Source organism: Kitasatospora sp. NPDC001132 (genome assembly GCF_053598415.1).
Genome location: NZ_JBSFKF010000005.1, coordinates 111563 through 134598, shown reverse-complemented (window position 1 = coordinate 134598; position 23036 = coordinate 111563). Strand labels below are relative to the sequence as shown.

The window sequence follows — 23036 nt, the reverse complement described above, 5'->3', positions numbered from 1 at the left end:
CCATGGCCGACACCACTGAGCTGCTGACCCGCGGCGCCGAGCTCTTCCCGGGCGAGGTCGTCACGACCGCGCACGTCCGCCACCTCGACCTGCCGCTGCAGGCCGGCAAGCTGGCGCTGATCACCCTCGACAACGGCTTCGACCACACCAAGCCGACCACCTTCGGCCCGGGCTCGCTGCTCAAGCTGAACGCGGCGCTGGACCAGGTCGAGGCCGAGGCCGCCGAGGGCAAGATCGTCGGTGCCGCGATCACCGGCAAGCCGTTCATCTTCGCGGTCGGCGCCGACCTCAAGGGCGTCGAACTGCTCAAGGAGCACGCGGACGCGCTGGCCATCGGCAAGGGCGGCCACGACGTCTTCAAGCGGATCGCCTCGCTGTCCGTCCCCACCTTCGCCTTCTACAACGGCGCGGCGATGGGCGGCGGCGTCGAGGTCGGCCTGCACTGCGACTACCGCACGGTGTCGGCCGGCGTCCCGGCCTTCTCGCTGCCCGAGGTCTTCCTCGGCCTCGTCCCCGGCTGGGGCGGCTGCACCATCCTGCCGAACCTGGTGGGTGCCGGTAAGGCCGTCAAGGTCATCATCGAGAACTCGATGAACCAGAACAAGCAGCTCAAGGGCAAGGACGTGTTCGAGCTGGGGATCGCCGACGCGATCTTCGAGCCGGCCGACTTCCTGGAGCAGTCGCTGCTCTGGGCCGCCAAGGTCGTCAAGGGCGACGTGGTCGTCGAGCGCGAGGCGATCGACCGGGGCAAGGCCTGGGACGACGCCGTCCTCTGGGGCCGCATGGTCGCCGACGGCAAGGTCCACGGCGCCGCCCCGGCCGCCTACAAGGCGCTGGACATCATCGCCGCGGCCAAGGACTTCGACCTGGCGGACAAGGCGAGCCTGCAGGCCGGCTTCGACGCCGAGGACGCGGCCCTGGCCGACCTCATCATGAGCGGCGAGCTGCGCAGCGGCATCTACGCCTTCAACCTGGTGCAGCGCCGGGCCAAGCGCCCGGTCGGCGCGCCGGACAAGTCGCTGGCCCGCCCGGTCACCAAGGTCGGCGTCGTCGGCGCCGGTCTGATGGCCTCGCAGCTGGCGCTGCTGTTCGCCCGCCGTCTGGAGGTGCCGGTGGTCCTCACCGACATCGACCAGGAGCGCGTCGACAAGGGCGTCGGCTACGTCCACGCCGAGATCGACAAGCTGCTCGGCAAGGGCCGGATCAGCCCGGACAAGGCCAACCGCCTCAAGGGCCTGGTCTCCGGCTCGCTGGACAAGGCCGCCGCCTTCGGCGACGCGGACTTCGTCATCGAGGCCGTGTTCGAGGAGATGGGCGTCAAGCAGACTGTCTTCGCGGACCTGGAGAAGGTCGTCTCGCCGACCTGCGTGCTGGCGACCAACACCTCCTCGCTGTCGGTCACCGAGATGGCCTCGAAGCTGCAGCACCCCGAGCGGGTCGTCGGCTTCCACTTCTTCAACCCGGTCGCGATCCTGCCGCTGCTGGAGATCGTCCGCGGCGACAGCACCGACGACGCCTCGCTGGCCACCGCCTTCGCGGTGTCCAAGAAGCTGAAGAAGACCTCGGTCCTGTGCAAGGACCGCCCGGCGTTCGTGGTGAACCGGATCCTGACCCGCTTCATGGGCGAGATCCAGAACATCATCGACGAGGGCACCCCGATCGCCGACGTCGAGAAGGCCGTCGAGCCGCTCGGCCTGCCGATGTCCCCGATCGTGCTGCTGGAGCTGGTCGGCCCGGCCATCGCCCTGCACGTCTCGGAGACCCTGCACGGCGCCTTCCCGGAGCGGTTCACCGTCTCCGAGAACCTCGCCAAGGTGGTCAAGGCCGGCAAGCGCGGCTTCTACACCTGGAAGGACGGCCAGCAGGTCCTCGACCCCGAGGTGCTGGAGCTGCTGTCCTTCGGCGACTCGGTGCTCACCGAGGAGCAGGTCCGCGCCCGCGCCCTGGAGGCCGTGGCGCAGGAGATCGGCCTGATGCTGGAGGAGGGTGTCGTCGCCGAGGCGCAGGACATCGACCTCTGCATGATCACCGGTGCCGGCTGGCCCTTCCACCTGGGCGGGATCACCCCGTACCTGGACCGTGAGGGCATCTCCGAGCGGGTGAACGGCAAGCCGTTCCTCGCCGTCGGTGTGGCCTCGGTGCCCGCCTAAGGAAGGCCCGTACCCGGAACACGGAGGAGCCCCGGTGACCCATTGGTCACCGGGGCTCCTCGGTGTGTACGGGACTCCCGCCCGATGTGGTGTGCACGGAGTTGTCAGGCGTTGACTCCATGTACAGGGGTCTCGGGGGCCCTGGTGGTCTCGGTGCTCTCAGCGCCAACGTGCTCTCGGTGCTCTCGGTGCTCTCAGTGCTTGAGGCGGTAGACCACGGTGTCGGCGAAGACGCCGACCATCTCGTAGTGGGTGTCCAGCAGGTTCTCGATCCTGGGGACCATGACCGGCTGGTACGGGGCGATGCCGGAGTCGTCGACCACGACCTCGGGCAGGCCGTTGGCGAGCTCCTTGTCGAAGGTCTGCCAGGCGTTGGAGACGCTGAACTGCTCGCCGACGTTCTGGTTGCCGTCCTTGCCGCCGCTGTAGTTGGTCAGGAAGCCGGCGGTCAGGTAGCGGCTGGCGGGCTTGCGGTCGGCCAGCCAGTAGAGCTCGGGGTGCATGCCCCAGACCAGCACGGTGTCCTTGGGGGTGGTCTGGGCGGCGACGGCGGTGGCCACCTCGGTGGTGCGGTTGAGCCGCTCCCCCGGCCAGGCCAGTGCCAGGCACCAGAACACCGTGGCGGCGGCCGTGGTGTACAGCAGGACGGGCTTCCAGCGGATCGCCGAGGTGGCGACCGCCCCGGTGCCGAGCAGGACCAGTGGCGGCATCAGCTGGAGGTAGTAGTGGCCGAAGAAGTGGAAGCCGACGCTGACCGCGACGACCGAGGAGAGCAGCCAGACCCACAGGTCGGTGGTCGAGCCGTGCTCCTCGCCGGCCACCGGCAGCGGGCGGTGGCGGTACTTGAGCCAGAGCCGTCGCCCGACCGGGAGCAGGAAGCCCAGGCCGGCCGCGGCCAGAATGGCCGAGTTGCCGAACGCCCGGCCGAGCATCTGGAGCCAGGCGCCGCCGAAGGAGGCGTAGTCGCCGCTGCCGGTGACCACCCAGAACAGGAAGCCCTTGGGCTTGGTGAGGATCACCGCGACCAGCGCTATCGGCAGGGTGAAACCGAACCCGATCTTGAACAGCGCGGGCGGCCAGCGCACCCCGCGCCGGCGGGCGTCCTGGAACAGCATCCAGAGCACCGGCAGCAGCACCGCGCCGCCGGTCTGCTTGGTCAGTGAGCACAGGGCGACGGCGATGCCCGCGGCCAGCCAGCGGCGCCGTTCGGCGTACCGGAAGGCGGCCACCATGGCGGGCAGCATGAAGACCTCGAAGGTCGCCGCCTGGGTGTCCTCCGGGGAGAGCCCGATGGAGACCAGCAGGTAGAGCAGCCCGGCCCCGGCCCCGGCCCGGTTGCCCCAGCGGCCGCGGGCGATCGAGGCCAGCAGGATCGCGGTGACCAGGTGGGCCACCACTGCCAGGGTGCGCAGCGGCCAGAGCGAGGCGGAGCCGAAGACCGCGAAGCAGGCCTGGTAGAGCCAGGGCAGCAGCGGCGGCTTGCGGTCGACCACGGTGTCGTACAGCACCCCGCCGTCCGCCAGCATCCGGGCCTGGGTGGCCAGGAAGCCCTCGTCCGGGCTCCAGACGGGACGGGCGAAGGAGGGGATGTGGGTGAGGAGGGCGACCAGCGCGAGAACCGGCACCAGCCTGGTCCAGTACCCGGTCAGCACACGGGTACGGACGCGCTCGGGCAGGCGCTCGGCCAGTCCGGTGAGGCGGAGGCGGGTGGGGGTCGACACGGGTGACAACCTACCGGGCGGGACCGGTGCCGGTGGCGCCGGTCCCGCCTTTCGGTGCGATTGTCAGCTTGTCTTACGACGAACTGTTACGGAGTTACGACAAACGGTCGTCGGTGGAACGGGGAGCGGTCCACAGGGACCGTCGCCCCGGTCAGGCCTTGACCGGGGCGACGTCCAGCTTGGCCACCAGCGCGGTCACCTTCCGGGCGATGTCCGGGCCGTTCAGGCCGATCTCGGCCAGGATCTCGGCCCGGCTGGCGTGGTCCAGGAACTCCTGCGGGATGCCGAAGTCGCGCACCGGCAGGTCCACGTCCGCGTCCCGCAGCGCCTGCGCCACGGCCGCGCCGACGCCGCCCACCCGGCCGTTGTCCTCGATGGTGACGACCACCCGGTGCTCGGCGGCCAGGCCCGGCAGGGCCGGGTCCACCGGCTTGACCCAGCGCGGGTCCACCACGGTGGCGGTGATGCCCTGGGCGGCCAGCAGGTCGGCGACCTCCAGGCTGGTGGGGGCCATCGCACCGACCGAGACGATCAGCACGTCGGCGCGGTGGGCGCCGGAGGGCTCCTCGGCGGCGCGCAGCACGTCCATGCCGCCGACCCGGCCGACCGCGGGGACGGCCGGGCCGACCGTGCCCTTGGAGTAGCGGACCACGGTCGGGGCGTCCTCGACCTCGACGGCCTCGCGCAGCTGGGCGCGGACCTGGTCGGCGTCGCGCGGGGCGGCCAGCCGCAGGGTCGGGATGATCTGCAGCATCGACATGTCCCACATGCCGTTGTGCGAGGCGCCGTCGTCACCGGTGACGCCGGCCCGGTCCAGGACGAAGGTGACGCCCAGCTTGTGCAGGGCGACGTCCATCAGGACCTGGTCGAAGGCCCGGTTCAGGAAGGTCGCGTAGACCGCGAACACCGGGTGCAGGCCGTTGGTGGCCAGGCCGGCCGCGCTGGTGACGGCGTGCTGCTCGGCGATGCCGACGTCGAAGATGCGGTCCGGGAAGGCCTCGGCGAACGGGGCCAGGCCCACCGGGTGGAGCATGGCGGCGGTGATGCCGACGATGTCCTCGCGCTCGTGGCCGAGCGCGACCATCTCCTCCGCGAAGACCGAGGTCCAGCTCTGTCCGCCGCCGCTCTGGATCGGCAGGCCGGTCTCCGGGTGGATCTTGCCGACCGCGTGGAAGCGGTCCTCGTCGTTGTTCTCGGCGGCGTGGTAGCCGCGGCCCTTCTCGGTGAGGCAGTGCACGATCACCGGGCCGCCGAAGCCGCGCGCCTTGGTCAGCGCGGACTCCAGGGCGGTCAGGTCGTGGCCGTCGATCGGGCCGATGTACTTGAGGCCGAGGTCCTCGAACATGCCCTGCGGGGCGATGAAGTCCTTGAGGCCCTTCTTGGCACCGTGCAGCGTCTCGAACAGCTGCTGGCCGACCACCGGGGTGCGCTGGAGCGCCTCCTTGCCCCAGGACAGGAAGCGCTCGTAGCCCTGGGTGGTGCGCAGGGTGGCGAGGTGGTTGGCCAGGCCGCCGATGGTCGGCGAGTACGAGCGCTCGTTGTCGTTGACGACGATGACCAGCGGACGGTCCTTGGCGTCGGCGATGTTGTTGAGCGCCTCCCAGGCCATGCCGCCGGTGAGCGCGCCGTCGCCGATCACGGCGACGACCGGGTCGTTCTTGCCCAGCAGCTGGTTGGCCTTGGCCAGGCCGTCGGCGTACGACAGGACGGTGGAGGCGTGCGAGTTCTCGATCACGTCGTGCTCGGACTCGGCGCGGGACGGGTAGCCGGACAGGCCGCCCTTCATCCGCAGCCGGGAGAAGTCCTGGCGGCCGGTGAGCAGCTTGTGGACGTAGCTCTGGTGACCGGTGTCGAAGAGGATGCGGTCACGCGGTGAGTCGAAGACCCGGTGCAGCGCGATGGTGAGCTCCACCACGCCGAGGTTGGGGCCGAGGTGGCCGCCCGTCTTGGAGACCTCGGTCACCAGGAAGGTCCGGATCTCCTGGGCCAGTGCGGCCAGCTGTCCGGGCGTGAGCCGGTCGAGATCGCGCGGTCCCCGAATGCGGGTCAGCAGGGCCACCCGTTCCTCCTCGTTCAGTGTTCGCGGACCACGGACGGTCCGACGGGCGTCGCTGCCCGGTCCGGTGGCACGCCGACGGTCCCGGCCGGTGCCGACCGGTCGAGTCTAATGTCCGCCTGCCGAACACCGAGCGGCGCGCCCGGTACCACTGTTCGGTCGTGCCGTTCCGAGAGGTCGGGCAGGGGAGGCGGGTCATCTCGGATTGACGCACGCGCGTTCGAGCATGCTTGTGCGGTCGGGCCGGCCGCTCGGAAGTCGAACCGTCCGGAACCGACCGTTCGGAGCCGACCCTTCAGAGACGACTGTTCGAGGCTGACCATTCAGGATCGGCCGTTCAGGGCCGACCGCTCGGGACGGCCCCGGCCTGCGGCCTCACGCGCGGCCGAGCGCGCCGGACTCCCCCATCTCGCTCATCACCAGGGCCAGCGCGCCGAGCACCTCGGCCCGGCCGCCGAGGGTGCCGGGGACGACCGAGAGCTGACGGGCGGCGCTCGGGATCGCGTAGCGGGCCACCGAGTCCCGGATCGGGCCGAGCACCAGTTCGCCGGCCTCGGCGAGGTCGCCGCCGAGGATGACCCGGCGGGGGTTGAGCAGGTTGCACAGGGTGGCGACGCCGGTGCCGATCTGCCGGCCCGCGTCGGCGATCACCCGGCGGCAGCCGAGGTCGCCCTGCTGGGCCAGCTCGACCACCCGGGGCAGGCTGAGGTCAGGGCCGAGGGTGGGGATCAGCAGCGAGAGCAGGTAGCGGGAGCCGACGAAGGTCTCCAGGCAGCCGCGGTTGCCGCAGCGGCAGACCGGCCCGGCCTCGTCCAGGGTGATGTGCCCGATCTCGCCCGCGGTGCCGCCCGGCCCCCGGTAGATCTGGCCGTTCACCACCAGCCCGGCGCCGACACCGCTGGCGACCTTGATGTAGGCGAGGTCGCTCAGCCCGCGCCCGGCGCCCCAGACCAGCTCGCCGAGCGCGCCCAGGTTGGCGTCGTTGTCCACGTGCACCGGCATGCCGAGCCGCTCGGCCAGCTCCCGGCCCGGGGCGATGCCCGTCCAGCCGGGCAGGATCGCGGTGGAGCCGAGCGCGCCCGTCTCCACGTCGATCGGTCCCGGCACGCCGAGGCCGACGCCGATCACCTTGTCGGAGCGGAACCCGGCCTGCGCCAGCAGCCGCTCGACCATCGCCTCGGCGCGGTCGAAGCCCTGCTGGGCGGAGACGTCCACGTCGATCGGGGCGCTCTCCTCGGCCAGCACCCGGTGGGCCAGGTTGCCGACCGCGACGCGCAGGTGGGTGTGGCCGAAGTCGATGCCGACCACGATGCCGGCGTCCCCGCTGAGCGAGACGCTGCGGGCGCGGCGGCCGCCGGAGGAGGTGTCGGCGACCACGACGGTGCCGCTCTCCTTCAACTCCCGCACGATGTTGGAGACGGTGGCCGCGGACAGGCCGGTGCCGCGGGCGATCTCGGCCTGGGTCAGCGACCCGGCCATCCGCACCGCGCGGAGCACCCGTTCCAGGTTCGCCCGGTGCAGCGACGACTGCGAGCCCGGTGTGTCCGTCGACATGATCCACCCTCCCAGGGCGGGGACCCCTCCGCCGGGTGTCCCCTTCAACTCCTGAAGGGTACGGCCCGGGGGCCCGGCCGGGGATCCCGGCCGGAAGGGACGGGAGCGGGAGGGAGCGCGGAGGGCGGCGGGCCGGCGCTGGCCGGGACACCGGGCGCCGGCGTGGGGGCACGGTGATCGGCGGGTGAAGGTGTTGCACGGCCTGGACCTGCGGGGACGGGGAACCGCGGTCCTGGCGGCGGCCGAAATGCGCACACCACTAGCATGGTGCCCAATTCTCACCGTCCCACCGGAGCCGTGGCCGGCGCCGACAGGGGACGCTTCCAGACATGACGGGGAATCAGATGGCAGGGGATCACCCTACGCCGGGGGCAGGCGAAACGCCCGCCAGCGGTCCGCAGGACAACCGGGGCGTCTCGTTCGGACGCCCGCCGGGCGGCGGTGTGGATCCGGCCGCCGTCGCGGACCAGATGACGCAGCTCGACGGCGCGGCCGTCCCCGGCCCGGCCGCGCCCGCGGGCCCGCCGCCCGCCCAGCCACCGGCACCGCCCGTACAGCCGCCGGCCCAGCCGCCCGCGCAACCGCCCGTCGGCAGCCCGGAGTACGCGGCGTACGCGCCGACCGCGACCGGCTTCCCCACCCAGGCCCCGCCGCCGCCCGGCGCCGCACCGGTCGGCCCGTACGACCCGGTCCCCGGCGCGTACGGCGCCCCGGACTCCGGGCAGGCCTACAACGCGGGCGGCTACAACTACCAGCAGCAGCCCGGCTACAGCTACCCCGTCGCGCCCGTCGCCCCCAAGCAGCGCAACCCCGTGCTGCTGTGGGGCGGGATCATCGGCGGCGTGCTGGCGATCTCGATCGTGATCGCCCTGGTCGTCCTGCTCAAGGACCCCAAGCACGACACCGACCCGACCCCGGGCCCGGTCGCCGGCGACAGCGGCGGCACCGGCGACGGCGGGAACGGCAACGGTCCCACCCCCGCCCCCAAGGGCGGCACCTTCAACGTCGCCTGGAGCGCCCCCAAGCCGGCCGGCGCGGACGGCTCGCCCCAGATGCTCGGCGTCTGGGGCACCGACAAGCTCGCCGTGCGCGTCGACGGTTCCGGCATCAAGGCCTACAACCTGGGCGACGGCAAGGAGGCGTGGACCATCCCCGTCCCGAGCGGCAGCAAGGAGCTGTGCACCGCCTCGTACGCCCCCAACTCCAAGGGCGTCGCCGCCGTCTCCTTCAACACCGGTGACAGCGACTGCTCCACCGTCGGCGCCGTCGACCTGGCCCAGGGCAAGCTGCTCTGGAGCGTCAAGGTCTCGGCCGACCGGATGTCCTCGCCGACCCTCAGCGTCACCGAGAACGTCGTCGCCGTCGGCGGCAACGCGGTCGGTGCCCTGAACATCGCCAACGGCCAGCCGGCCTGGCAGTACCAGCCGCGCGACAAGGACTGCATCCTGCGCGGCAAGGCGGCCGGCGCCCAGATCGCGGTCAGCGACCGCTGCTACGGCACCAGCGGCCCGAAGTCGCAGCTGGTCATCGTCAACGCCGAGACCGGCAAGCCGGCCAGCGCCCCGGTCACCCTCACCGGCAACATCGAGCAGGTCGACTCGGTCATCCAGGACAAGCCGCTGGTGCTGCTGATGTCCAGCGGCCCGCAGGGCGACTACATCCTGCCGTTCGACAAGGACAACAAGCCCGGCAACCAGATGTCCGTCAAGGAGCCCGGCGCGGACAGCCTGCGGCTCTCCGGCCAGGACGAGGCCGTCACCCACAACGTGGTCAGCGGGACCACGCTGTACGTCCAGGTCAGCGGCAGCAAGGCCGGCATCAACGCCTACGACCTGACCACCGGCAAGCGGCTGTGGTCGGCCAACTCCGGCTCGGCCGGCAACGACATGCGCCTGGTCGCCGGGACGGACAAGGACGGCAAGGTCCGCGCGATCGTCGACCAGGGCTACAACAAGCCGGCCCGACTGGTGACGCTCTCGCCGACCGACGGTTCGATGACCGACCTCGGCACCATGACCATGCCGAGCAGCATGAACATCGGCAGCAGCAGCAACGAGTACGTGATCTCGGCGGACGGCGCCGCGGTCTACGCCTTCCGCCGCCTCAGCTCCAGCGACGGTCCGCTGACCAAGTGGAAGAAGTGACGCCGGGATGACCCCGGGGCATGACCCCACGTCGTGACCGACCCGGGCGGGGCGGGAACGGGCTGACCGCCCGGGCCCGCCCCGCCGTGATTTTCCGGCCGCCCCGTACGTTGGACGTGCGAGGATTCGGACCATCAGTCTGACAAAGGAGTGCAGCGAGTGCCCGGCACAAACCTGACCCGTGAGGAGGCCCGCACCCGGGCCGACCTCCTCCACGTGGACGCGTACGACATCGAGCTCGACCTCGGTTCGGCCCGCGAGGGCGGCACCTTCCGGTCCACCACCGTGGTCCGGTTCACCGCCACCACCCCCGGCGCGGAGACCTTCATCGACCTCGTCGCCCCGAGCGTCGAGGAGATCACCCTCAACGGCGTGCGGCTCGACCCGGCGAGCTTCGCCGACAGCCGGATCCCGCTGCCGGGCCTGGCGGCCGAGAACGAGCTGCGGGTCGTCGCGAACTGCGAGTACACCAACACCGGTGAGGGCCTGCACCGGTTCGTCGACCCGGTCGACGGCGAGACCTACCTGTACACCCAGTTCGAGGTGCCGGACGCCCGCCGGGTCTTCGCCAACTTCGAGCAGCCCGACCTGAAGGCCGCGTTCGCGTTCACCGTGACCGCGCCCGCGGGCTGGGTCGTGGTCTCCAACTCGCCGACCCCGGAGCCGGTCGGCGAGGGTGACACCCGGGTCTGGACCTTCGAGCCCACCGGCCGGATCTCCAGCTACATCACCGCGCTCGTCGCCGGCCCGTACGTCGGGGTCTTCGACACCTACGAGAACGGCGAGCAGAAGGTGCCGCTGGGCATCTACTGCCGGCCCTCGCTGCGCGAGTTCCTGGACCCGGAGGCCGTCTTCGAGGTCACCAAGCAGGGCTTCGACTACTTCCAGGAGAAGTTCGACTTCCCGTACCCGTTCGCCAAGTACGACCAGCTCTTCGTCCCGGAGTTCAACGCCGGCGCGATGGAGAACGCGGGCGCCGTCACCCTGCGCGACCAGTACGTGTTCCGCTCCAAGGTCACCGACGCCGCGTACGAGGCCCGCGCCGCGACGATCCTGCACGAGCTCGCCCACATGTGGTTCGGCGACCTCGTCACCATGGAGTGGTGGAACGACCTCTGGCTCAACGAGTCCTTCGCGACCTACGCCGAGGCGGTCTGCCAGGCCGAGGCCCCCGGCTCCAGGTGGCCGCACTCCTGGACCACGTTCGCCAACCAGATGAAGACCTGGGCGTACCGGCAGGACCAGCTGCCGTCCACCCACCCGATCATGGCGGACATCAACGACCTGGAGGACGTCCAGGTCAACTTCGACGGCATCACCTACGCCAAGGGCGCCTCGGTGCTCAAGCAGCTGGTGGCGTACGTCGGCCAGGACGCGTTCTTCCAGGGCGTGCAGGCGTACTTCAAGCGCCACGCCTGGGGCAACACCCGGCTCAGCGACCTGCTCGGCGCCCTGGAGGAGGCCAGCGGCCGCGACCTCAAGGCCTGGTCCAAGGCCTGGCTGGAGACCGCCGGCATCAACGTGCTGCGGCCCGCCGTCACCGTCAACACCGACGGCGAGATCGAGTCCTTCGCGGTGCTCCAGGAGGCCCCCGCGCTGCCCGCCGGCGCCAAGGGCGAGGCCGTGCTGCGCCCGCACCGCATCGCGATCGGCCTGTACGAGCTGAACGGCGACGCGCTGGTGCGCACCGACCGGATCGAGCTGGACGTCGACGGCCCGCGCACCGAGGTGCCCGAGCTGGTCGGCCGCCACCGCCCGGCCGTCGTGCTGCTGAACGACGACGACCTCTCGTACGCCAAGATCCGGCTGGACGAGGACTCGATGGCCGTCGTCACCGAGCACCTCGGCGGCTTCGCCGACTCGCTGCCGCGCGCGCTGTGCTGGGCCTCCGCCTGGGACATGACCCGCGACGGCGAGCTGGCCGCCCGCGACTACCTGTCGCTGGCGCTGTCCGGCATCGGCCGCGAGAGCGACATCGGCGTGGTGCAGTCCGTGCACCGCCAGGTCAAGCTCGCCCTCGACGCCTACACCGACCCGCAGTGGCGCGAGCAGGGCCTCGAGCGCTGGGCCGCCGCCGCGGAGGAGCACCTGCGCGCCGCCGAGCCCGGCAGCGACCACCAGCTGGCCTGGGCCCGCGCCCTCGCCTCGGTCGCCCGTACGGACGGTCAGCTGGACCTGCTCGCCGGACTGCTGGACGGCACGGTCGAGGTCAAGGGCCTCGCGGTGGACACCGAGCTGCGCTGGACGCTGCTGGTGCGCCTCGCGGCCACCGGGCGGGCCGACGAGGCCGCCATCGCCGCCGAGCTGGAGCGGGACAACACCGCGGCCGGCCAGGAGCACGCGGCCACCTGCCGCGCCGCCCGGCCGACCGCCGAGGCCAAGGCGCAGGCCTGGGCGTCGGTGGTGGAGTCCGACAAGCTGACGAACTATGTGCAGGAAGCGGTCATCGCGGGCTTCCAGCAGTCCGACCAGCGCGAGCTGCTCGCGCCGTACGCGGCGAAGTACTTCGCGGCGGTGAAGGGCATCTGGGAGACCCGGAGCCACGAGATCTCGCAGCAGATCATCGTCGGGCTGTACCCGGCCCTGGAGGTCACGCAGGAGACGCTGGACGCGACCGACGCGTGGCTGGCCTCGGCCGAGCCGGCGCCGGCCCTGCGGCGCCAGGTCGTCGAGGCGCGGGCGGGCGTCGAGCGCGCGCTCAAGGCCCAGGCGGTCGACCGTGCGGCGGGGGCCCGCTGACGGCGCGCGGATAGCCCGAAGGGGCGCCGGACGGGATCGTCCGGCGCCCCTTCGGGGTTGGTGCGGGTCCTGGGTGGACGCGTGCTTCCGTGGCGGTCGCGGGCTTCCGTGGCGAACGCGGGCTCAGGTGGCCGGCGCCCGCCTCCACGCGGCGTTACTTCTTCTTGCCCTTGCCGTACGGCAGGCCGGCCAGACCGGCGATCACCGCGAAGGCGACGAGCGGGAGGAACACGAACAGGCCGAGGGTCTCGCCGACGCTCAGGCCGGAACCGGGGTCGTCACCGTCGTCCCGGGCGAAGGCCATGGCGGGCGACGACAGCAGCATCATCAGCGTGACCGTTGCGCTAACCGCGCCGGCTCGCAAAGCGTTCCTCTTGTCCACGTTTCCAACTTACTCGCTGCTTATGGGAGGGCGCGCGTCGGGGTCCGCCTGGCGGATTCGGGCAGGGCGAGGAGCTGCGCGAGCAGGCCGGCGGCGGGGGCGGTGGCGAGGCGTTCGAGGGTGACCGGGTCGCCGGCGCCGTCGGCGACCGGGAGGCGCCAGTTCGGGTACTGGTCCCAGGTACCGGGCAGGTTCTGCGGGCGCGGGTCGCCGACCAGGTCCGGCAGCCAGACCCCGACCAGCTCCGCCGGGGTGGCCCGCAGGAAGCGGTACAGCACCGGCATCGACAGCGGCTCGTCCGGGCCGATCAGCCCCAGCCGGGCCAGTTCGGCCCGCCAGTCCGCCAGCTCCGCCGCCGCCCGCTCCTGCTCCTCCCCCAGCGGCCTGGCCAGCAGGCCCAGCCGGTGCCGCAGCTCGACGTGCTCGCCGGAGAGCCGGGCCGCGGTGCTCGGCAGGTCGTGGGTGGTGAGGGTGGCCAGGCAGCCCGGCCGCCAGCGGTCCGGGTCCAGGATCGCGCCGCCCGCCTGCCAGTCCCGCTCGAACCAGAGCACCGAGGTGCCGAGCACCCCGCGCGCCGCCAGCTCCTCCCGCACACCCGGCTCCACCGTGCCGAGGTCCTCCCCGATCACCGCCGTACCGGCCCGGTGCGCCTCCAGCGCCAGCACGCCGAGCATCGCCTCCGCGTCGTAGCGCACGTACACGCCCTCGGTCGGCGGGTGGCCGTTCGGCACCCACCAGAGCCGGAACAGGCCCATCACATGGTCGATCCGCACCGCCCCGGCGTGTCGGGCGGTGGCCCGCAGCAGCTCCGCGAACGGGGCGTAGCCGGCCTCGGCGAGCGCGTCCGGGCGCCACGGCGGCAGGCCCCAGTCCTGGCCGTGGGCGTTGAAGGCGTCCGGCGGGGCGCCGACCGAGATGCCGCCGGCCAGCACGTCCTGCAGCGCCCAGGCGTCCGCGCCGTCCGGGTGGACGCCGACGGCCAGGTCGTGGATCAGCCCGACCGGCATGCCCGCCTCGCGGGCCGCGCGCTGGGCGTGGGCGAGCTGCTGGTCGACCTGCCAGGCGAGCCAGCGGTGGAACTCGACCCGCGCCCCGAGCTCCTTCTCCGCTCGCTCCACCTGTGGGCCGTCCGGGTGACGCAGGCCCTTCGGCCAGTGGTGCCACACCGGGCCGTGCTCCTCGGCCAGGGCGTTCCACAGCGCGTGCCGGCGCAGCCACTCCCCCTCGCGGCGCCGGTACGCCTCGTACTCGGCCTGCCGCCCGGGCCCGCGCGGTACCCGGTGCAGCATTTCCAGGGCCTCGCGCTTGAGCCGCCAGACGGCGTCCCGGTCGATCAGGGCGTCGTGGCCGATGACCTCCTCGCGCAGCCGGGCGGCGCGGCGGGTCAGCTCCTCGGCGTGGTCGCGCTGGTCGCCGACCAGGTAGGCGTACTCGGGGACGGCCTCGATCCGCAGGTGCACCGGGTCGGCGAAGCGGCGCGAGGACGGGCGGTACGGGGAGGGGTCGGAGGGGGTGCCGGGAAGGGCCTGGTGCAGCGGGTTGATCTGCACGAAGCCCGCGCCGAGCCCGGCCCCCGCCCACCGGGCCAGCTCGACGAGGTCGCCGAGGTCGCCCATGCCCCAGGAGCGCTCGGACAGCACGGAGTACAGCTGGGCGAGGAACCCCCAGCCGCGGCCGGGGAGTTGCGGCAGCCGCTCGGGGGCGACGATCAGCGCGGCCCGGGCGGTCCTCGCGGTGGTCTCCGCCGTGAGCACGTGGCGGCCCAGCGGGAGGTCCCCCGGCAGCCAGTGCGAGTGCCCGCGCGGCAGCTCCCAACTCCCGCCGTCCTCCAGCTCCACGAGCAGCCGGGCGTCCGCCGGCAGGTCCAGCGCCGTACGTCCTCCCTGCCGCACCACCACGCACGGCGGCAGCAACCGGCCCCGCTGCTCGGCCCGGTGACGCTCCAGCGCCTCCCCCACCTCCTGCGGCGACCCGGCCGCCACCCCCATCGCCCCCAGCACGGCCACCAGCGTCCGCGCCCCCACCGCCTGCCCACCCGGCCCCGGGTAGCGGGTGTCCACCCCGTACGCCTGCGCCAGCGCCACCAGTTCGGCGGGCGGCGGTGGGGCATCCTGCGCCGGCACCTGCTCGGCTCCGTCACTGTCGTGGTAAGCGGCCACTCGCGGCTCCCTGCGATGTCTCGGCAACGCCCGGTCAGGACAGCCACAGTCCTACCCGCGTGACGCCTCGATCACCCAGCGCGACACAGCGTCAACCGCTCCGGACGCGCCGAAGGGCCCGGTTCGGAACAACCGAACCGGGCCCCTGACACTCGAACCGGACCCGTCAGGCCTGGACCTGAGGATCACCGAACCGGTGGAGCTCCACCACGGCCTCCAGCGCCTGCCAGGCGACCCGACAGCCCTCTTCCAGCGGACCGATCTTCTCGCCGTACTCGATGAGGTTGTCCAACTCTCAACCGGGCCGACGGCCCCGTGCACCGACCGTGTCTAACCCGGCGGTGACGGGTGCGAGATCAGCCACCAGCTTCACGTGCGCCGACCGATCCTCCGGCTCACCAGAATTGCGGTCAGGACGGCGCTCCAGCGCTCTTCCCCATCCTGCAGTATCAGCTCTCCTTGTCCCCCTTGTCCTCCCACGCCGGACGTTCGGTCCTAGCGGCCGGGCATATCCGGCCCAAGTGAAGTGCCGGCGGAATCCGCCGCTGTCCCGGACGTCACCACCATCCCTGCCTCGAACGCGCGACCAGCCCCAGCTCTTTGACTGTCACAGCAGCACCCGGGCGGGGCTTCAGGCCTCCTGCCCGGGTGCTGTTCTGCGCTCAAGCGGACCACGACGGTACCGGGCGGATCAGTCGGGCCGACGCAACGGGATCGGCTGCCCCTCTGTAAAAGCACGCAGCCCGACGACACCGGCCGGGGACAGGAGGGCGGTAGGCACCTGCTGGTAGGACGGGTCCACCACGGTCCGCTCGAAGAACTCGTACGCCCACTCGTCACGGCTGTCGGCGGCGGCTCCGACGCCGGACACGATCCCCCTCAACAGCCATGTCGGGCCGTCACAGCCGAGCACCCGAATGACACTCATTGCCGTCCCGCCCGAACCGCTCGCCACCGGGACCTTGCACCTGAGCTCCAGACCGGTTCGTCCCGCCCAGGCCTGTGCCTCACCTCCGAGCTGTCGAACGTTACTCACGAAGCTCTCACGTGCCGTCGCCCAATAGCCCGACGACGTCGCATGGAATGCCTGGAGCTGCAGCCCCGTCTCGCGCCCCTTCTTGACGGCGACCTCCAGGAGGGAACCGGACGCCGACCTGTTGATCTCGAAATCGACACCCGGGCTCCGCGGAATCTTGAGGCCCCCGAGGTCGATGACCTCCACTCCCCGCCAGCCGGCCTCGCTCACGTCCCACGGGCCGACGTCGACGCCCCGCACAGTCAGACGGAACGGATCCTCTGCTCGAAGGAAATCACCTGCGGTTTCCTCAGCCACCTGGAGCAGCTCTTTGACCTCGTCTTCACCCATCGCCTCGTCATCGACCAAGGCGGCCAGCACGACAAGGATGTTCCGCAAGCTGAACAGCTGGTGCCGTCCGCCCAGTTGAACAGCGGACAGGTCCCCTGTCAGGCCGGCGACCACGGTGTCGAGATCGGCCCCCTCCAGGCGCCGTGCCGTAGGCACAGCCGCCTGGGAAGGGAATTCCACACCGTCATCCCGCCTCAGCTGCAAGAGGATCTTGGCTGCAAAAAGCAGCAGCAAAGCTGGCGTGACGCTCGTCGGCCGGTCCTCCCAATTCGCCTCGATCGACCTTTCCTCCGTCAAGGAGCCATCCGCACGGAATTCTTCTAGAATCCCGGTAGCAACATCAACCGATTCGACCATTGCGCCTCAACTTGTACTTGTAGACGGCGTGTACCGCCGTGACGGTCACCGCAAGAAGTGCTTGGGTGGCATCCGCTCCAGCGCCGTCCTGACTGAGCGACTTCACCGTTTTCCCCAAGTTGTTCGGAATTCCCTTCACCATCGACACACGCTTATCCGCCTCGGTTCCGACCTCCTCGGAGGCCCGCCGAATCTTGCCCTGCGGCTCGGAGAGACGGCCGATGGGCTTCTGGTAGCCACCTGTCGCAGGATCGAAAAGGGCCGGGACGTGCGCGGGGTCCACCGAGCCGTTGGACGACCCCTTGTTCTGAGAGCCTCCATTGCCACTCTTGCACTGGTCATTGTGAACGAGGACCGGAACAGCGCCCGCAAGGACGTAGTACGTGTGCTACGCGACCCCTCTCCACCTGCTTTCTTGCAGGTCAACGGTGGTTTGACGGTTCGTCGCCGTCCGTGAATGTGCGTCGAAGTCCGTGGTTGTTGCCGTCGCCGCTGCCGTCAGAGGATGGCTATGACCAGGATTCGCGTCGGACTGCTGCCCTCTGCCGTCTGCATGACGGGCACCGACGCAACGCCGAAGATCAAGGACCCGCAGACCGGCGAGATCGCCACCGACCGTGAGACGGGCGAGCACTTGTTCACGGTCACGGTGATGCTCATGGAGGAGGGGCGCGCGGAGGTCATGAAGCTCACCGTCCCCCAGTCCGGCCTTCCCGACGGGCTCAAGCCGGGCGTCATGGTGCGCCCGGTGGACCTGTTCGCCACGCCGTGGGCGCGGATCTTCAACGGTCAGCTCTCGGAGGGCATCGCCTACCGGGCGGGCCACTTGGAGGCGGTCAAGTGAGCTGCTCTGTAGGGGCATTGGCTTTCCGGCTGCCCGTTTCAACCGGTGCCGGCAGCCGGTTCGCCCTCGGGTTCATCTACAACGTGGAAGGCGTGAAGTGAAGGACGTGAATGAGATCGCCCCGGTCCTGATCGGGGCGGTGCTCGCCCTGGCGGCTCTGTGGGCCGTGGTCGGCCTGGTCCGGTACCTGCGGGTCGATCGTGAGACGCGGGCAAGCATCTGGCAGGGGATGCGCATCCGGTTCGGGTGGGAGCGCCTGGCCAAGATGGCGGGCCTGTCGGTGACCGACAAGACGCCGACGTTCCTGGCCGAGTTGGTCAGCCGTGAGGGCGAGGTGCCCAAGCCGCGGGTCCTGGTGCCTCGGATCAAGGTGAAGCCGGACCGGTTCGGGGTGGTGGTGCGGGCCAAGTGCCTGCCGAAGGTCGGGCTGGAGGAGTTCCAGCGCTCGGCGCGCTTCCTGGCCGACGCCTGGCGCTGCACGCGGGTTTCCGTGCTGCCGGACGGTCCCGGGCGGGTAGTGATCCGGGCTGTGCACCTGGACCCGCTCATCACGCCGACCGAGCACGTCCCCACGGGAACGGTGCCGGGGAGCCTGGACACGTGGGGGCTCGGGCTGGACGAGTCCGCGGCCGACGTGAGCCTGCCGCTGGCGAACGTTCCCGGCGTGACCGTCGCCGGCCTGCCCGGCTTCGGGAAGACGTCGCTGATCAACAAGCTCATCTGCGACCTGGCCCCCTCCGACGCGGTTCAGTTCGCCGTGGCGGACGGCAAGGTCTCCACCGCTCACGAAGGGGACTACGCCGATCTGACGCCCCGCCTGTTCGCCTTCGCGGGGGACGACCTGGCAGAAGCCAACGCGCTGTTCAAGCGCATGGTGAAGCTGCGGCGGGGCCGGTCCTCATCCATCCGCGCCGTCCTGGGCGTGAAGAACATGTGGCACGTCGGTCCGTCCCGCATCTGGCCGCTGACGATCCTGGTCATCGACGAAGCGCACACGTACTTCCGCGAGTACAAGGGCAACGACGCTGAGACGAAGAAGCTGGCTGCCCTGTCGGCGGAGAACGCCCGACTGGTCGAGGACCTGGTGAAGAAGGGCCGCAGCGTCGGCATCATGGTCATCCTGGCCACCCAGAAGGCGACCGGCGACGCGATCCCGACGTTCATCCGGGACGTGTGCCCGCTGGGGCTGTCCTTCGCGCAGAAGACGGCGGAAGCCTCCGTGGCCGCGCTCGGGGACGACATTCGCAACTGGCCGGACGCGAACCCGGTCAATCTCCAGGACCCGGCCTACGTCGGGGTGGCCTCCATGGGAGTGCAGGGCCGCCCGGGCTTCACCCGCGTGCGTACCCCGTACGTGTCCGGCGCGGATGCGGCCCGGGTCGCCGACGACACCGCCCATCTGACCGAAGACCCGGCCGCGTACCTCGACGTCTATCCGGGCCCCGTCGACTGGAAGCCCGCCTTCATGGACGACGACGCCGACACCCTGATGACCGAAGCTGCCTGACCACTCATGTAACTCAATATCAAGAAAGGAGAGTTGGCCTAATGGCCGAGGATCGCCTCACGCAGCGCATCGTGACCGTGGTCATGGCGGTCATCGCCCTGCTGGCGTTCGTGTTCTCCTTCGGCAACGTCTGGGCACTGGCCCTGCGCCTGGGGGTGCCCCACCCGGTGGCGCCGCTGATCGCCCCCATGGTTGACCTGTCCGTAGTCGGGCTCCTCGTCGGCCTGCGCCTGCTGTCCCTGCGCGGCGTCCCGCAGGAGGAGCTGACGGCCGCAACCCGGCTGATGCACCTGTGCGGCCTGCTGACCCTGGCCCTGAACGTCGCCGAACCCCTGGCAGCCGGACACTACGGCCGTGCCGCCGTCGATGCGGTCGCCCCGCTGCTGCTGCTCGGCTGGGGCCAGGTCGGCCCCCAGTTCCTCCGCCACTTCCACACCCTGAGCGCCCCGAACCCGGCGCAGGCCGCCGTCCCGCTTCCGGCCGTGGAACACCTGCCGGACCCGCTCGCATCGCTCGGCCCCGGACCGGAGCCCGTCCTCGCACCGCCCTCCGTACCGGCGCCTGCCCCGGCTGTGATCCTCGCCGCTGAGCCTGAGCCTTCCCCCGTGCCGGCCAAGACGACCGCGTCCGTCACGCTCCCGGCCGTTCCTGAGGCCCTGCTGACGGCTGCCCGGCGCATCGCCGAGACGCACCACGCTGAGCAGGGCGAGCACATTACTCCCGGTCAGCTGAAGGCCCGCCTGGGCGTCACGCTGCCGCTGGCCACCGCCGCACACGCTCAGCTCTCCGCCTGAGCCCGCCGGCCCCTTCTCCACCTGACCGACCCCGCCCGACGGGGCTCGGCTTTCCATGCCCCGAGCAGCACCAACACGCCTTCCTGACTGGCTGGTTGCTGCTCGGGGCCACCCCACCCGACAGAAGGGACACGCCCCGACATGGTTGCCCTGGACCTGCGCCACGTGGCAAGCCCCGCCGTGCGGGACCTGATCCACCTGGTCAACCTGCCCGACTTCGACCGCGCACACCAGCAGATCGACCGCCTCGGCGGCTGCACAGAACCCGTGCGCCTGCTCGGCCAGACCACCACCATCGACACGGCAACCGGTGAGGTACTGCGCTCCTACAACACCGCCGACGAACCCACGGGCAGCCTGCTGACGACGTGCGGCAACCGTCGGGCCTCGCGCTGCCCGGCCTGCTCCCGTGTCTACGCTGCCGACACGTTCCACCTGATCCGGGCGGGCCTGACCGGCGGCAAGAACGTGCCGGACACCGTCCGCACCCACCCCCGCGTGTTCGCCACGCTCACCGCGCCGTCCTTCGGCCCCGTCCACAACCGCCCCACCGACACGGGCGGAATCCTCCGGCCCTGCCGCTGCGGCAAACTCCACGAACCCACAGACGCGCTGCTCGGCACCCCGCTGGACCCGAAGACCTACGACTACCCGGGCGCGGTGCTGTTCAACGCCCACGCCGGAGCCTTGTGGGCACGCTTCACGATCTACCTGCGCCGTGAGATCGCCGCCCGGCTCGGCCTGACCCAGAAGACCGCCCGCGCGGTGCTGCGCGTCTCCTTCGCCAAGGTCGCCGAGTACCAGAAGCGCGGCCTGGTCCACTTCCACGCCGTGATCCGCCTCGACGGCCCGGACGGTAGCGCCCAGCCTCCGCCCCCGTCCGCCACTGTCACCATGCTCAGCGACGCCATCCGGGCCGCCGCCGCCCGCGTCTCCGTCAGCGTCACCTCCGACGCGGTCGGGGAACGCGAACTCGCCTGGGGTGAACAGCTCGACGTGCGCGAGATCGCCGCCTTCGGCACCGACGCAGAGCTGACCGATCACGCGGTCGCCGCCTACGTGGCCAAGTACGCCACCAAGTCCGCCGACTCATCCGGCGCTCTCGACCGCGCCCTGTTCTGCCGCCCCTGCCAGGGACGCGGCATGACCCTGTCCGGCCACGGAACCCCGGTCGCGTGCACCGCCTGCCGCGGCACCGGACAGGCCCGGCCGCTACCCCGCCTCGCAGTCGAACGCCACGTGCGGCAGATGATCCGCACCTGCTGGGAGTTGGGCAAGCGCCCGGAGTTCGCCGAGCTCAAGCTCTGGAAGTGGGCGCACATGCTCGGCTTCCGGGGCCACTTCTCCACCAAGTCCCGCTGCTACTCCGTCACCCTCGGCCAACTGCGCGACGACCGCCGCGCCTGGCGCACCGAACAGGCCCGCGCACACGCCGACCTGCCCGACCTCGACCCGAGCACGACTCTCGTCATCGGCCACTGGACCTACCACGGCTCGGGCTACAGCCCCGGCGCGGAACTCCTGGCCGCGGCTGTCTGGCACCGCAGAGAACTGGAGCGGCAGTTCACAGCAGAGGGCGGCTGCTGATGGCCACGCTGCGCCCGGTTCCGAGCACGAACGAAGACCTGCTGACGGTCCCCCAGGTCATGACCCGCCTCCAACTCGGCCGCTCCGCCGTCTACGACCTGCTCCGCTCCCGGCAGCTCGCCTCCATCACCCTCGGCCGCGCCCGCCGCATCCCCACCCACGCCCTCAACGACTTCATCCGCACCCGACTCGAACAGGACGCCGCCTGATGACCGCACCCCGCGACACCCCCACCTCCCGCCGCAGCCGCGCCAACGGCGACGGCACCGTCTACCAGCGCAAGGACGGCCGCTGGGAAGCCGCCGGCTACGTCCTCGCCCCCGGCAACACCCGCAAGCGCGTCCGTGTCTACGGCACCACCCGCAAAGAGGCGCTGACCAAGCTCACCGAAAAAATCGCCGCCAGCAACCGCGGCGTCCCCATGGTCTCCGCCCAGGGCAGTCTGGCCGCCTACCTGACGTACTGGCTGGAAGCAGTCGCTGTCCACCAGCTCCGCGAGACCACCCACACCCGCTACACCGCCTGCGTCAACCAGTACCTCATCCCCGGCCTGGGCAAGAAGAAGCTCGCCAAGCTCACCGCCAAGGACATCCGGAGCTGGCTCAACGGGCTGCGGACCGTCTGCCAGTGCTGCGCACGCGGCATCGACGCCCGGCGCAAGCCCGACGCTCAAGCCGGCCGCCGCCCACGCTGCTGCGCCATCGGCAGGTGCTGCCGCAAGTACCTCTCACCGCTCACGCTCGCCTACATCCACTCCGTTCTCAAGTCCGCGCTGGAGCACGCCGTGCGCGAGGAGGAGATCCCGCGCAACGTCGCCCGAAACGTCCGCATCGGCACGCCCCGCCCCCGCCGCTTCAACCCCCTCACCGCCGACGAGGCCCGCACCTTCCTCACTGTCGCGCAGGGTCACCACCTCCATGCCCTGTTCGAACTCGCCCTTCGCACCGGACTCCGCAAGGGCGAACTCCTCGGCCTGCGCTGGGAAGACCTCGACCTGGCGGGCGGCACCGCCAGCATCCGCCGCACCCTCCAACGCACCCGCACCGGCGGCCTCACCACCCTGCCCACCAAGACCATCAGCTCGGAACGCCGCATCGCCCTCCCGGCCGCGTGCGTCGCCTCGCTGCGCGCGCACCGTGACCGGCAGGCCCACGAGAAGCAGCAGGCCGATGCAGAGTGGGTGGACAACGGCCTCGTCTTCACCCGCCCGGACGGCCACCCCATCGAACCCGCCACCCTCACACGGCACTTCAACGCGCTGCTCCGCCGCTCCCGCCTGCGGGCGATCCGGTTCCACGACCTGAGGCACTCGACTGCGACCCTGCTCCTGGAACAGGGCGTCGAACTCGTCGTCATCAAGGAGTTGCTGGGCCACGCCCACATCGGCGTCACCGCCACCGTGTACGCCCACGTCCGCCTCCGCCTCCAGCGCAACGCCATCGACCTCCTCGGCCGCACACTCGGCAACCTCGCCGAGAGCTCCGTCCAGCCCGACGACGGCGACGACCCACCGCTTTGTGCAGCGCCCGTCCGCTGACGTTGCCGTCAACTACTGCCGTCAAGGCATCTGGAAGCCCCGCCGAAAAGCTCGGCGGGGCTTCCAGAGTTATTCGAATCAACGTGACAGAAACTCCACTTGATCCAAATGTGAGCGGCAGTATGATGGATTCAACTAT

17 protein-coding genes are annotated in these 23036 nt (G+C 71.1%); 9 read left to right on the top strand and 8 right to left on the bottom strand.

The genetic code is table 11. From position 1 onward, the window contains the following. Positions 1–2: 2 nt before the first annotated feature. Entirely contained in the window at positions 3–2150 is a 2148-nt protein-coding gene (locus ACWDBE_RS09110; RefSeq protein WP_449789304.1) for a 3-hydroxyacyl-CoA dehydrogenase NAD-binding domain-containing protein, read from the top strand. A 194-nt stretch (positions 2151–2344) separates the two neighbouring features. Here ACWDBE_RS09110 and ACWDBE_RS09105 read toward each other — a convergent pair whose 3' ends face one another. The 3 genes from ACWDBE_RS09105 to ACWDBE_RS09095 all read right to left on the bottom strand — a co-directional run bounded on the left by ACWDBE_RS09105 (position 2345) and on the right by ACWDBE_RS09095 (position 7481). Next, entirely contained in the window at positions 2345–3871 is a 1527-nt protein-coding gene (locus ACWDBE_RS09105) for an ArnT family glycosyltransferase (protein ID WP_449789303.1), read from the bottom strand. Between the two features lie 151 nt (positions 3872–4022). Beyond that, positions 4023–5930, bottom strand: coding sequence for a 1-deoxy-D-xylulose-5-phosphate synthase (dxs, locus tag ACWDBE_RS09100; RefSeq protein WP_449789302.1), 1908 nt, complete (start codon positions 5928–5930; stop codon positions 4023–4025). Positions 5931–6302: 372 nt separating this feature from the next. After that, positions 6303–7481: an ROK family transcriptional regulator gene (locus ACWDBE_RS09095; RefSeq protein WP_449789301.1), complete on the bottom strand. Its 1179-nt coding sequence runs from the start codon at positions 7479–7481 to the stop codon at positions 6303–6305. A gap of 470 nt (positions 7482–7951) precedes the next feature. On the opposite strand from ACWDBE_RS09095, the gene ACWDBE_RS09090 reads away from it, so the two are divergent. Both ACWDBE_RS09090 and pepN read left to right on the top strand, forming a co-directional pair. Beyond that, on the top strand, positions 7952–9625 hold the full coding sequence (locus ACWDBE_RS09090) for an outer membrane protein assembly factor BamB family protein (RefSeq protein ID WP_449807607.1): 1674 nt from the start codon (positions 7952–7954) through the stop codon (positions 9623–9625). 159 nt (positions 9626–9784) lie between these two features. Beyond that, positions 9785–12364, top strand: a complete 2580-nt coding sequence (gene pepN, locus ACWDBE_RS09085; RefSeq protein ID WP_449807606.1) for an aminopeptidase N — start codon at positions 9785–9787, stop codon at positions 12362–12364. 154 nt (positions 12365–12518) lie between these two features. On the opposite strand, the gene ACWDBE_RS09080 is transcribed toward pepN, so the two are convergent. The 5 genes from ACWDBE_RS09080 to ACWDBE_RS09060 form a co-directional block, all read right to left on the bottom strand. Further along, positions 12519–12746, bottom strand: a complete 228-nt coding sequence (locus tag ACWDBE_RS09080) for a hypothetical protein (RefSeq protein ID WP_449789298.1) — start codon at positions 12744–12746, stop codon at positions 12519–12521. A 20-nt stretch (positions 12747–12766) separates the two neighbouring features. Beyond that, the gene (gene malQ, locus ACWDBE_RS09075; protein ID WP_449807674.1) at positions 12767–14869 is read right to left on the bottom strand and encodes a 4-alpha-glucanotransferase; all 2103 of its coding nucleotides are present in this window, start codon (positions 14867–14869) and stop codon (positions 12767–12769) included. A gap of 202 nt (positions 14870–15071) precedes the next feature. Further along, positions 15072–15197: a hypothetical protein gene (locus ACWDBE_RS09070; protein WP_449807605.1), complete on the bottom strand. Its 126-nt coding sequence runs from the start codon at positions 15195–15197 to the stop codon at positions 15072–15074. 399 nt (positions 15198–15596) lie between these two features. Next, entirely contained in the window at positions 15597–16628 is a 1032-nt protein-coding gene (locus ACWDBE_RS09065) for a DUF3710 domain-containing protein (protein ID WP_449807604.1), read from the bottom strand. Beyond that, the gene (locus tag ACWDBE_RS09060; protein ID WP_449807603.1) at positions 16612–16911 is read right to left on the bottom strand and encodes a hypothetical protein; all 300 of its coding nucleotides are present in this window, start codon (positions 16909–16911) and stop codon (positions 16612–16614) included. Before ACWDBE_RS09060 ends, ACWDBE_RS09065 begins: the two co-directional genes overlap by 17 nt. A 228-nt stretch (positions 16912–17139) precedes the next feature. Between ACWDBE_RS09060 and ACWDBE_RS09055 the strand changes: the two genes are divergently transcribed. The 6 genes from ACWDBE_RS09055 to ACWDBE_RS09030 all read left to right on the top strand — a co-directional run bounded on the left by ACWDBE_RS09055 (position 17140) and on the right by ACWDBE_RS09030 (position 22897). Continuing rightward, positions 17140–17472 (top strand): SCO3933 family regulatory protein, encoded by a 333-nt coding sequence (locus tag ACWDBE_RS09055; protein ID WP_449807602.1) that lies wholly within the window; start codon positions 17140–17142, stop codon positions 17470–17472. Between the two features lie 139 nt (positions 17473–17611). After that, positions 17612–18979, top strand: coding sequence for an FtsK/SpoIIIE domain-containing protein (locus ACWDBE_RS09050; protein ID WP_449807601.1), 1368 nt, complete (start codon positions 17612–17614; stop codon positions 18977–18979). 41 nt (positions 18980–19020) lie between these two features. Continuing rightward, positions 19021–19773 carry a DUF2637 domain-containing protein gene (locus ACWDBE_RS09045; protein WP_449807600.1) on the top strand — a complete coding sequence of 251 codons (753 nt, stop codon included), beginning with the start codon at positions 19021–19023 and terminating at the stop codon, positions 19771–19773. Between the two features lie 141 nt (positions 19774–19914). Continuing rightward, entirely contained in the window at positions 19915–21360 is a 1446-nt protein-coding gene (locus tag ACWDBE_RS09040) for a replication initiator (RefSeq protein WP_449807599.1), read from the top strand. Then, entirely contained in the window at positions 21360–21569 is a 210-nt protein-coding gene (locus tag ACWDBE_RS09035; RefSeq protein ID WP_449807598.1) for a helix-turn-helix domain-containing protein, read from the top strand. The genes ACWDBE_RS09040 and ACWDBE_RS09035 overlap by 1 nt, the downstream gene beginning before the upstream one ends. Beyond that, complete coding sequence (locus tag ACWDBE_RS09030; protein WP_449807597.1) at positions 21569–22897, top strand: tyrosine-type recombinase/integrase; 1329 nt, start codon at positions 21569–21571, stop codon at positions 22895–22897. Before ACWDBE_RS09035 ends, ACWDBE_RS09030 begins: the two co-directional genes overlap by 1 nt. Positions 22898–23036 lie beyond the last annotated feature (139 nt).